We start from the raw sequence: 9227 nt of genomic DNA, 5'->3' as shown, positions 1-9227 counted from the left end.
TCCCGCCGTCATCGCCGTACTCGGCGGCGGTGAGCCAGCGGGACCCCATCCACGCCCCCTCGGCGCCCATGCCGATCACGGCGGCGACCTGTGAGCCACTGCCGATCCCGCCGGCCGCCAACACGGGCGCCCGGCCGTCGAGCGCCGCGACGATCTCCGGCACCAGCACGAGGGTCGCGACCTCGCCGGTGTGGCCGCCGGCCTCACCGCCCTGGGCGATCACGATGTCGACGCCGTTGTCCACGTGAGAGATCGCGTGCTTCTTGGCGCCGGCGAGTGCGGCGACCTTCATCCCGTTGGCGTGCGCGAGGTCCACGATGTGCTTGGGCGGGGAGCCGAGCGCGTTGGCGATGAGCACCGGACGGTGCTTGAGCGACATCTCGACGTGCGCCTCGGCGACCGAGTGCAGCCAGCCCAGTACCCCGGCGTTGTGCTCGGCGTCGTCACCGAGCGGCGGCACCCCGAGATCGTCCAGGACCCGGGACACGAACGCCTTGTGCTCCTCCGGGATCATCGCAGCGATGTCGGTGGTACTGCCCTCGGTGGGCACCTTGTTGGGCATGACGATGTCCACGCCGTACGGCTTACCGTCGGTGTTCTCGTCCATCCAGGTCAGGACCTCGTCGAGCTCGGCCGCGTCGTTGTAGCGGACGCACCCGAGGACGCCCATGCCGCCGGCGCGCGTCACCGCGGCGGCGACCGCCTTGGACGGGGTGAAGGCGAAGACCGGATACTCGATCCCGAATTCCTCCGCGAGTGGGGTACGGATGCTCACTTGCTAATCTCCTGGCTGTCGTCTGCGGGGCGGGACGCGGCGATCTCCGCGGCCCATCGGTAGTCGGGCTTGCCCGCGGGATTGCGCTTGACCGATTTCTCGACCCACAACGCTCGCGGGCACTTGTAGCGGGCGATCTCTCGCCGCGCGTGGTCGTTCAGCTCATCGATCGGCGGGCACTGGCCGTCGCGCGTGTGGAGCACGGCGGCGACCTTGTGGCCCATCCGCTCGTCGGGGACGCCTATCACGAGCGCGTCATACACGTCGGGGTGCGTCTTGAGTGCGGCCTCGACCTCCTCGGGATGGACCTTCTCGCCTCCGGTGTTGATGGAGACCGAGCCGCGACCGAGCATCGTGACGGTGCCGTCGGACTCGACCCGGGCGTCGTCGCCGGGGATCGAGTAGCGCTTACCTCGATAAGTCTTGAACGTGGCCGCGGTCTTGACCTCGTCCTTGTAGTACCCCACCGGGATGTGCCCGGTGCGCGCGACCTTGCCGATGACATCGGAACCGGGCTGGACCTCGTTGCCGTCGGAGTCGAGGACCGTGGTCTCCCCGTCGATCTTCACGCGGGGCCCCCCGGTGTGGGTCTTGCCCTTCTCCGCGAGTGCGATGCCGGAGAAGCCGGTCTCGGAGGAGCCGATCGAATCCGAGAGCATGACGTTCGGGAACGCCTCGATGAACTGGTCCTTGACCGAGGGCGAGAACAGAGCCGCGGAGGACCCGATGTAGAACAACGACGACGAGTCGTACTTCTCCGCGTCCCATGCCTCGATCAGGGGACGCGCCATGGCGTCTCCCGTGATGAACAGGAGATTGATCTTGTGCTCGGTCACGGTCCGCCAGACGGTCTCGGCGTCGAACTCCGGGATGAGCACGCTGGTGTGGCCGGCGAACAGCGCCATGAGGATCGCCCACTGGGCACCGCCGTGGATGAGCGGCGGCAGGGCCGCGCGGACCAGCACGCCACCGTCCACCGCCTTGTTCGCCAGCTCCCACTCGTCCGCGACCTTCTCACCGGTGAGGAAGTCGATGCCGCCGCCGAGGACCATGAACACGTCCTCCTGGCGCCACATCACGCCCTTCGGGGAGCCCGTGGTGCCGCCGGTGTACAGCATGTAGATGTCGTCGTTCGAGCGTTCGTCAAAGTCGCGCTCGGGCGACTGCGCCGCCAGCGCATCGTCGTAGTGGGCGACGGAGACACCGTCAGGAGCCTGTGGGTCGGGGGTGTCGGTGCCGTCCTCGATGACCAGGCAGTGCCGAACCCCCGGGGTGTTGGGCAGAGCCTGGGCGAGCACGTCCGAGTAGCGGCGCTCGTGGATCACCACGACGGAGTCGGAGTTGTCGAGGAGGTACTCGAGCTCGGCCGGGACGTACCTGTAGTTGACGTTGACCATGACCGCGCGGATCTTGAAGATCGCGACCATCGCCTCGACCGCCTCGATGGTGTTGCGGCTGTACACCGCTACTTTGTCGTCGGGCCCGACGCCGACGGACCGGAGGTGGTGGGCGAGCCTGTTGGCCCGCTCCTCCAGCTCCCTGAAGGTGAACGACCGACCCTCCTGGACCAGGACGACCCGGTCCGGAACGCGATCGACACTGTGCTCGACGAGATCTCCGATGGTGTACGCCATACACCCAAAGTAGAACGTGTTACCGTCGGCCGTGGGCGAAAGCCGTGAACCCGTGTAACTAATTTTGGAGGCCCGATGACCCGCGTCGAGACGCCCGAGGACCAGCACCTGCTCACCGAACGGCGTGGGCACGTGCTGGTGGTGACCATGAACCGCCCCGAGGCGCGCAACGCCCTGTCTGGGCCGATGATGCGCGGCATGGAGGCGGCGTGGGACCTGGTGGACTCCGACCAGGACATCCGTGCGTGCATCCTCACCGGTGCGGGCGGGTACTTCTGCGCGGGCGCGGATCTCAAGGACATGAACAAGAACGCCCCGGGCGACAAGTTCAAGGGCGGCGGCTGGGACCTGACCCGTCTGCCCGCGTTGCTCAAGGGGCGCCGGTTGAGCAAGCCGCTCATCGCCGCGGTCGAGGGCCCGGCGATCGCCGGCGGGACCGAGATCCTGCAGGGCACCGATATCCGGGTCGCCGGGCGCTCCGCGAAGTTCGGCGTCTCCGAGGCCCGCTGGGGCCTGTACCCCCTCGGCGGCTCCGCGGTGCGGCTCGTGCGTCAGATCCCGTACACCGTCGCGATGGAGGTCCTCATGACGGGCCGCCATCTCACCGCCGAGGAGGCGGAGCGGTTCGGGCTGATCGGCCACGTGGTCGAGGACGGTACCGCCCTGGACAAGGCCCTGGAGATCGCCGAGCTCATCGCCGCGAACGGGCCCCTCGCGGTCCAGGGGATGATCGAGACCATCCGCCGCACCGAGGGCATGCACGAGGAGGAGGCCTTCCGCGTCGACGCCGAGGTCGGCGGTCGGGTCTTCGCCTCGGCCGATGCCAAGGAGGGCCCTCGCGCGTTCGCGGAGAAGCGCAGGCCCGAGTTCCGCGGGGAGTGACCGGGCGCCCGGACCCGTACTAGAGACCCAGCCGGGTCCGGGCCTTCATCACCCTGAGGTACCCCGAGGCCAGCCTCTTCTTGCCCGCCGTGAACGGGGGCGCCAGGAACTGGGAGACGTTGACGTCGTAGGAATGCATCGCGACGGCCCGCTCGTGGGTGAACGTCCGGAATCCGTAGTGCCCGTGGTAGCCGCCCATCCCCGAATTGCCGACCCCGCCGAAGGGGATGGCCGGGGAGGCCATCCCGATGCCGAAGTCGTTGCCGTAGATGTTCCCCGAGCGGGTGCGGTCGGCCACGGTGTCGAAGCGGCTGTTCTTCTGGCCGTACCAGTACAGGACCAGCGGGCTGGGCCGGTCATTGATGTGACGGACGGCCTCGTCGAGGCTCTGGTAACCGAACACCGTCAGTACGGGCCCGAACACCTCGTCCGAGTCGATCTCCATCTCGGGCGTCACGCCGGTGAGCAGGGTGGGTGCGATCTTGCGGACGCCCGCGTCCGGCAACGTCTCCCCCGCCGGGGCGGCGTCGCGCCTGACAGCACCCTTCGCCACGGCGTCGTCGATCAGGCCGACGATGCGCTCGTAGTTGGACGTGTTGACGATGGCGGTGTACTCGGGGTTGCCCACGATGGCCGGCAGGGTCCGACGCCAGTGGTCCAGGACGGTGTCGCAGAACCTGTCCAGCTCATCCTGGGGGACGAAGACGTAGTCGGGGCACATGCACACCTGGCCACCGTTGATCATTCGGGATGCCGCGATGCCTCGCGCGGCGCGGTCGAGGTCGGCGCTGGTGTCCACCACGACGGGATTCTTGCCGCCCAGTTCGAGGGTGACCGGGGTGAGGTTCTCGGCGGCGTCCCTGGCGACGGACCTGCCGACACCCGGGGAACCGGTGAAGAACAGGTGGTCGAAGGGCAGCCGGGAGAAGTCAGAACCGCGCCCGTGTTCAGGCCCCGCGACGGCCAGTTCGTCGACGGCGAAGTACTCGGGCGCCCGCCTGCAGAGCACCTCGGTGGTGTGGGCGGTGACCGACGACGGCCGGATCATCACCCGGTTGCCCGCGGCGAGCGCCGAGCCGGCCGGGACGATCGTCAGATAAAGCGGGAAGTTCCAGGGGCCGATGATCCCGACGACCCCCTTGGGGTCGTGGCGAACCTGCTGGGTGAACCCCACCGCGTCGAGGGCCCGGGAGACCCGCGTCGGTTTCATCCACCTGGCGAGGTGGCCGCGCTGATGATCCAGGTCCGGGATCGACGAGGCGATGTCGGTGATCGTGGAGAACGCCTCGGGCCTGCAACCGTAGTCCTCGCGGATCGCCTCGGTGAGTTCGGCCGCGTTGTCCAGGACGAGGTGCTTGAGCCGCTGGATCCGATCGCGCCGGATCCCGGCCCCGGGCTGCGGGTCGGCGAGGAACGCCTGCTGTTGCCGCTCGAGGATCTGGGCGAGCGTGAGATCACGGGCGGTCAGGGTTCTGGTCATGTGTCCAGGGTAGTGACCGCCCCCCGCGGCCGGTGGGTAACCGGGTCAGCGGGCGTCCGCCCAGTACGGATCCTTGAGCTTGCGCTTGACCAGCTTGCCGTTGGCCTGCCGGGGAAGCTCCTGCACCACGTCGATCGACCGCGGCATCTTGAACTTTGCCAGTCGGCCGGAGAGGTCGTCGAGGATCTGCGCCTTGAGCTCGTCGGACTCGACGTACCCCTCGGCCAGCTCCACCACGGCCTTGACCTCCTCACCCCAGTCCGAGTGCGGGATGCCGAACACCGCCACATCGCGGACGGCCTCGTGGCGGGTCATCTCCGACTCGATCTCGGCCGGGTAGATGTTCACGCCACCGGAGATGATCATGTCGTTCTTGCGGTCGCACAGGAACAGGTAGCCGTCGGAGTCCACGTAGCCGATGTCGCCCATGGTGAACAGCTCGCCCACGTAGGTCTTCGCCGTTTTCTCGGCGTCCTGGTGGTACTCGAACTTGGACCCGTGCATCTGGAGGTAGACGTTGCCCGTCTCGCCGACGGGCAACTCGTTGCCGTCGTCGTCGAGGATCTTGAGGGTGGTGGTCTTCCACGGCCGGCCCACGCTACCGGGCTTGCGCAGCCACTCCTCGCCCGTGATGGTGCAGCCGCCGCCCTCGGTGCCGGCGTAGTACTCGGTGAGGACAGGTCCCCACCAGTCCAGCATCGCCTGCTTGACGTGCTTCGGGCACGGGGCGGCGCCGTGGACGATCGTCCGGAGGCTCGACACGTCGTACTTCGCGCGCACGTCCTCCGGCAGTTCGAGCAGGCGCGAGAACTGGGTCGGGACCATGTGGGACTGAGTGACCCCGTGGGCGTCGATGAGGCGCAGCATCTCTTCCGGGGACCACTTGTCCATGAGCACCACGGCCTGGCCCAGGTTGAGCGAGATGGCGACGAAGTTGAGCACGGCCGTGTGGTAGAGCGGCGATCCGCAGATGTGGACGTTGTCCGCGGCCTGGATGCCGAAGCCGGCGAAGAAGAAGTAGTTGGGAACCGTCACCTGGTCGGGAGAGGCGCCGGTCAGCGGCCTACGCACGCCCTTGGGACGGCCGGTGGTACCGGAGGTGTAGAGCATCGGGGCGCCGAGGGTGCGGCCCGACGGCAAGGGGTCCTCCCCCTCGGCGGGAACGGCGAGCTCGGAGAGCGGTCGGAACCCCGGCACCTGCCCGATCGCGTAACAGCGGGCGGGGTCGAGTCCGGCCTCGGCGGCGGCGGTGGTGGCCACGTCGGCGAACCTCTCGTCGGCCACGAACACCGTCGAGCCCGAGTTCTCCAGGATGTAGGCCACCTCGGGCCCCGTCAGGTGCCAGTTGGCGGGGGCCACGTACAGACCGATCTCGAGGGCGGCGAAGTAGACCTCGAGGAAACCGATGCTGTTCGGCGCCATCAGGACGATCCCGTCCCCGGCCCCCAGCCCCAGCGCGCGCAGGCCCCGCGCGTGGCCGTGCGCCGCGTCCACGAGTTCGCCGAAGGTCACCTGGCGGCCGGAGGCCTCGATCACCGCGACGCGGTCCGGCTCGGCCTCGGCGATCCGGTAGACGCTGGTCACGTACTCCCCGGTCCGGTTGTTCAGGACTCCGGTCTCGGTGGGAATGGTGGGTGTGGGTGCGCTCATGACCTCAGACTAGAACGTGTTCCTGTCAGGGGTCCAGGGATTGCCTCAGTCCATCAACCGGCTCAGTGACTCGATCTCCTCGACCGAGCGGGCCGTGACCACGAGCATGGTCACGCCCGCGGCCTCCCACTCGGCGATCTGCGAGCGCACCGAGTCCTCGTCGCCGATGATCGCGGTGGCCTCGACCATCTCGTCCGGTACCGCCGCCGCAGCCTCCTCCTTGCGTCCCGAGCGGAACAGCTCGGTGATGCGGTCGACGTCGTCGGCGAAGCCCATCCGGCGGAACGCCTCGGCGTGGAAGTTCTTCCCCTCCGCGCCCATGCCACCGGCGTAGAGGGCGGTGAACGGCTTGTACGCGTCGAGGACCGCGCGCCTGTCATCGGTGACGTGAAGCTGGCACAGGAACGCCACCTCGAAGTCCTCCCTGGTCCGACGCGCACCGGGGCGGGCGAAGCCCTCGTCGAGCCACGCGTTGAACTCGTGCGCGGTCCGCGGCGAGGCCAGGAACCCCAGCCACCCGTCCGCGATCTCGGCGGCGAGTGCGACGTTCCTGGGCCCCTCGGCCCCCAGCCAGATGGGCACGTCCTCGCGCAGCGGGTGGAGGATCGACTTGAGCGGCTTGCCCAGCCCGGAGGCGCCCGGCCCCTGGTACGGCAGGGTGTATGCCGGACCGTCGGAGGTCACGGGGGCCTCGCGGCGGAGCACCGCGCGAATGATGTCGATGTACTCCCGCGTCCGGGCCAACGGCTTGGCGAACGGCTGGCCGTACCAGCCCTCCACCACCTGCGGACCGGAGACGCCCAGGCCCAGGCAGAAACGGCCGCCGGAGAGGTGGTCCAGGGTCATGGTGCTCATCGCGGTGGCCGTGGGGGTCCGGGCGGACAGCTGCACGACCGCCGTGGACAGGCGGATGCGCTCGGTGAGCGAGCCATACCAGGCCAGCGGGGTGAACGCGTCCGACCCCCAGGCCTCGGCGGTGAAGACGGTGTCGAACCCCGCCTTGTCCGCGGCCACCACGAGGTCGGCGTGGTTGGTGGGCGGCTGGGCGCCCCAGTATCCGAGCTGCAAGGCGAATTTCATGGGCACCAGTGTGACCCACACCGCCCCGGGCCGGGGAGAGCCCACGAAAAGACACACACGGCGCAGTGGAACGTGTTCTACTTGTGGCGTGACATCCAGAGAGATCGTTGTCGACATCACCCCGCCCGACGAGGCCGTGCTCGCGGCCCCGCTCGCCCCGTCCTTCGACTACACGCGGTCGACCGGGCCCGTCCTCGGCGCGTTCTTCACCGGCCTGCGCGACGGCCGCCTCGTGGGGGTCCGCGACTCCCGTGGCGCCGTGCACCTGCCGCCGGTGGAGTTCGACCCCCACACGCACGAGGCCCTGACGGACCTCGTCGAGGTGGGCTCGGGGACCGGGATCGACGGCGTCGTCGTCGTCTGGACCTGGGTTCCCGAACCGACCGACGTCCACCGGTTCGACTCACCCTTCGCGTGGGCCCTGGTCCGGTTCGACGGCGCCGACACCGCCATCCTGCTCCCCCTCGCCGCCGACGGCCCCGAGGCAGTGAGCTCCGGGATGCGCGTGCGCCTGAAGTGGTCCGCCGAGCGGACCGGGACCATCCACGACATCGCGTGCGTGGTTCCCGTGGACGTGGCGGGCGGAGACGGCCAGGGCGGCACCGATCAAGGCGACGACGAGGTCCCGCAGCCCTCCGGGGGCGAGCCCGTCACCATGGTCGTCACCCCGATCGGCCTCTCGGTGACCCACACCGCCGGGCCGGCCGAGAGCGAGTTCCTCCGGGCGATCGTGCAGGGTCGGGTGCTCGGACGCCGACGCTCCAACGGACCCGAGGTCTACGTCCCGCCGCGGGACTACTGCCCCTCCGACGGGGTGGCCATGGGCGAGTACGTGGAGGTCTCCGGCACCGGCACCGTCACCACGTTCGGCATCGTCAACGTGCCGTTCGCCGGTCAGGAGATCAAGCCCCCGTACGTCACCGCGTACATCCTCCTGGACGGGTCCGACGTGCCCATTCAGCACCTGGTGCTGGGCTGCGAGGCCTCGGAGGTGCGCATGGGCATGCGGGTGCGTGCGGTGTGGACCCCTGAGTCCGAGCGCCCCGCCTCGATGAAGGCCATCACCCACTTCGAGCCGACCGGCGATCCCGACGCCGACCCCGACACCTACGCCGAGCACCTGTAGAGGACACCCGTGACCCCCACCGCACCCCGGGACGTGGCCGTCGTCGGTTTCGCCCACGCCCGACACACAGAGTCCACCTTCGGCACCACCAACGGTGTCGAGATGCTCGCGCCGGTCTTCGCCGAGTGTTACCGGCAGACCGGACTGGACCGGACCGACATCGAGTTCTGGTGCTCCGGCTCCTCGGACTACCTCGCCGGCCGCGCCTTCTCCTTCATCTCCGCCGTCGACACCATCGGCGCCGTTCCCCCCATCTGCGAGTCGCACGTGGAGATGGACGCCGCCTGGGCGTTCTTCGAGGCCTACCTCAAGATCGCCACCGGGCAGGCCGACACCGCGCTGGTCTACGGCTTCGGCAAGGCCTCCGCGAGCACCGACCTCGACTCGGCGCTGGCGCTGCAGCTGGATCCGTACACCGTGGCCCCGCTCTGGCCCGGCCGGCACCACATGGCCGCTCTCCAGGCCCGCGCCGGGATCGACGCGGGCAAGTGGTCCGAGGGCGAGATGGCCTCAGTGGCCGCCCGCGCCACCGGCAGGGACGAGCGGGAGCTGCTCGACGAGGCGTACATCGCCGACCCGCTGCGCCGACACGACTGCCCG

7 protein-coding genes and 1 pseudogene are annotated in these 9227 nt (G+C 69.2%); 3 read left to right on the top strand and 5 right to left on the bottom strand.

The window, feature by feature from the left end:
* Nucleotides 1-769 (bottom strand): nitronate monooxygenase (locus G6027_RS02430; protein WP_182635082.1); only part of this gene is annotated, 769 nt, incomplete at its 3' end.
* Between the two features lie 2 nt (nucleotides 770-771).
* Entirely contained in the window at nucleotides 772-2409 is a 1638-nt protein-coding gene (locus G6027_RS02425; protein ID WP_182635080.1) for an acyl-CoA synthetase, read from the bottom strand.
* Nucleotides 2410-2484: 75 nt separating this feature from the next.
* Here G6027_RS02425 and G6027_RS02420 point away from each other — a divergent pair, with 75 nt between their 5' ends.
* Complete coding sequence (locus G6027_RS02420) at nucleotides 2485-3291, top strand: crotonase/enoyl-CoA hydratase family protein (protein ID WP_182635078.1); 807 nt, start codon at nucleotides 2485-2487, stop codon at nucleotides 3289-3291.
* A gap of 19 nt (nucleotides 3292-3310) precedes the next feature.
* Here the strand turns inward: G6027_RS02420 and G6027_RS02415 are convergent, their stop codons facing one another.
* Genes G6027_RS02415 through G6027_RS02405 form a run of 3 tightly spaced genes read right to left on the bottom strand, consistent with a single transcriptional unit; the run spans nucleotide 3311 to nucleotide 7501 of the window.
* Nucleotides 3311-4771: an aldehyde dehydrogenase family protein gene (locus tag G6027_RS02415; RefSeq protein WP_182635076.1), complete on the bottom strand. Its 1461-nt coding sequence runs from the start codon at nucleotides 4769-4771 to the stop codon at nucleotides 3311-3313.
* Between the two features lie 45 nt (nucleotides 4772-4816).
* Nucleotides 4817-6421: an acyl-CoA synthetase gene (locus G6027_RS02410; protein WP_182635074.1), complete on the bottom strand. Its 1605-nt coding sequence runs from the start codon at nucleotides 6419-6421 to the stop codon at nucleotides 4817-4819.
* A gap of 45 nt (nucleotides 6422-6466) precedes the next feature.
* Nucleotides 6467-7501, bottom strand: a complete 1035-nt coding sequence (locus G6027_RS02405; RefSeq protein WP_182635072.1) for an LLM class F420-dependent oxidoreductase — start codon at nucleotides 7499-7501, stop codon at nucleotides 6467-6469.
* Nucleotides 7502-7589: 88 nt separating this feature from the next.
* Between G6027_RS02405 and G6027_RS02400 the strand changes: the two genes are divergently transcribed.
* Together G6027_RS02400 and G6027_RS02395 are read left to right on the top strand one after the other, a co-directional pair.
* Nucleotides 7590-8627, top strand: coding sequence for an OB-fold domain-containing protein (locus tag G6027_RS02400; RefSeq protein ID WP_346995602.1), 1038 nt, complete (start codon nucleotides 7590-7592; stop codon nucleotides 8625-8627).
* Nucleotides 8628-8636: 9 nt separating this feature from the next.
* A pseudogene (locus G6027_RS02395) lies at nucleotides 8637-9227 on the top strand (lipid-transfer protein); the annotation flags it as partial.

Source organism: Dietzia sp. SLG310A2-38A2, from assembly GCF_014145095.1.
In the GTDB taxonomy this organism is placed as follows: domain Bacteria; phylum Actinomycetota; class Actinomycetes; order Mycobacteriales; family Mycobacteriaceae; genus Dietzia.
The sequence above is the reverse complement of the archived record's forward strand: the minus strand, read 5'-3'. Positions and strand labels throughout refer to the sequence as shown.

Excerpts from the sequence above, each read along its gene's own strand:
- G6027_RS02425 (WP_182635080.1), bottom strand. The coding sequence starts at position 2,409 with ATGGCGTACACCATCGGAGATCTCGTCGAGCACAGTGTCGATCGCGTT.
- G6027_RS02420 (WP_182635078.1), top strand. The coding sequence starts at position 2,485 with ATGACCCGCGTCGAGACGCCCGAGGACCAGCACCTGCTCACCGAACGG.
- G6027_RS02415 (WP_182635076.1), bottom strand. The coding sequence starts at position 4,771 with ATGACCAGAACCCTGACCGCCCGTGATCTCACGCTCGCCCAGATCCTC.
- G6027_RS02410 (WP_182635074.1), bottom strand. The coding sequence starts at position 6,421 with ATGAGCGCACCCACACCCACCATTCCCACCGAGACCGGAGTCCTGAAC.
- G6027_RS02405 (WP_182635072.1), bottom strand. The coding sequence starts at position 7,501 with ATGAAATTCGCCTTGCAGCTCGGATACTGGGGCGCCCAGCCGCCCACC.